Below are 1,453 nucleotides of genomic sequence, written 5' to 3'. Positions count from 1 at the left end.
GCACCCTGACGGTGCTGCTGAGCGGTCGTGAGGGCCCGCTGCCCGTCGAGGCGGCGGCCTACGCGGAAGGCCGGCTGCTGCGGGCCGTCACCCCCGCCCACTGACCACCGGCGACGAAGCGGACGCTGTGCGTCCACCCTGTCGTCGCGCAAAACGGTCACCCTCCGCAACGCGGTACCCGCGCAGCGAAACCTGAGTAGTCTCGTAGGCATGAGGGACCACCCCCGCGACGAAACCATCCCGCAGACCGAGATCTGGACCGGACGCGCCACCAACCGGTTCCAGTGGCTGCTGGCGCTCGCCGGTGCCGCCTGCATGGCGCTCGGCATCGAGCTGGCCGTGGACTCCGCCTGGACGTCCGGCATCGCCCCGCTCGCCATGTCCGTCGTCGGGTGTATCGCGGCCGGACTGCTGATGCTTTTCGGCACGCTCGCCTTCGTGCACGTCGCCCTGAAGGTCGACACGGAGACCCTCGAAGTGCGCTGCGGTCACATCGGTGTGCCGCGCCGCCGCATCCCCCTCGCGAGCGTCGCGGGCGCCGAGTTCGCCCCGTACGTCACCCCGCGCCAGTGGGGCGGCTGGGGCTACCGCTGGCGGCCCGAGAAGGGCACCGCCGTCGTCGTACGGCGTGGCGAGGGCATCGTGCTGCAGCTGTGGGACGGGCACACGTTCACCATCACCGTGGACAACGCGGAGGCGGCCGTACGGATCATCACGGACCGGCTGGTGCCGCCCACGCCCGGCGCGGTGCACTGACGTCACCCCTGCCCTCAGGGTGCAAAGCGATCGCCACGCGCGCGTGCGTCCGGGACGGTGCGTGAGGCGCCGTCGGTGATCGGGTGGGCCGTGGCCAGCCCGGCGAGGAAACCCGCGCCGGCCGTGACCGTGGTGAAACTGAGCGCGTTGCCGACCGAGGCGATGACCGCGAGCCCTGTCAGCGCGGCCCCCGCGGTGAGCGTGATCGGGATGGAGCGCGGCGTGCGCCACAAAGCGTGGAGCACCCAGCAGAAGGCCGCCGCCAGCAGCAGCACGCCGACGATCCCCTGCTCGGCCGCCATCTGGAACGGCGCCGAGTGCGGCTTCCCGTCCGGCAGCAGGGCCTCGGCCGCCGCGCCGCTCAGCTCCCCGAAGCGCCCGGGCCCCACCCCCAGGGCGGAATCCTGATGCGCCATGTGCAGGGCGTCCTGCCACAACTGAACCCGGTGCGGGCTCAGCTGGCCCTCCAGGGACTCGGTGAGCCCGTCCGGCAGCACGTTTCCGGCGATGGCCCAGGTCGCCCCGGCCACCAGCGCCGCGGCCAGGCCCAGGCCCACGACACCGAGACCGAGGTGTCGCATCCGGCCGGCGGCGAACGAGCACAACAACACCGCCGTACACGTGGCGAACCCCGAGACCGAGCCCAGGACGAGCGCGGTGACCGTGATCCCGGCGGCCAGCAGCCGCAGCGCGAGCC

General features: G+C 72.9%; 2 protein-coding genes and 1 pseudogene. 2 read left to right on the top strand and 1 reads right to left on the bottom strand.

Features of this window, described 5'->3' with window-relative positions; genetic code table 11:
• Positions 1-104 (top strand): annotated as a pseudogene (locus tag R6V09_RS53075) (glutamate racemase); the annotation flags it as partial.
• Between the two features lie 106 nt (positions 105-210).
• Complete coding sequence (locus R6V09_RS53070; RefSeq protein WP_317888546.1) at positions 211-756, top strand: hypothetical protein; 546 nt, start codon at positions 211-213, stop codon at positions 754-756.
• 14 nt (positions 757-770) lie between these two features.
• Here the strand turns inward: R6V09_RS53070 and R6V09_RS53065 are convergent.
• Positions 771-1,453: O-antigen ligase family protein (locus tag R6V09_RS53065; RefSeq protein ID WP_317888545.1), on the bottom strand; the 683-nt coding region annotated here is incomplete at its 5' end.

Source organism: Streptomyces sp. W16, assembly GCF_033194735.1.
GTDB lineage: Bacteria > Actinomycetota > Actinomycetes > Streptomycetales > Streptomycetaceae > Streptomyces.
Note: the sequence above shows the minus strand (reverse complement) of the source record. Positions and strands in the feature narration are given on the sequence as shown.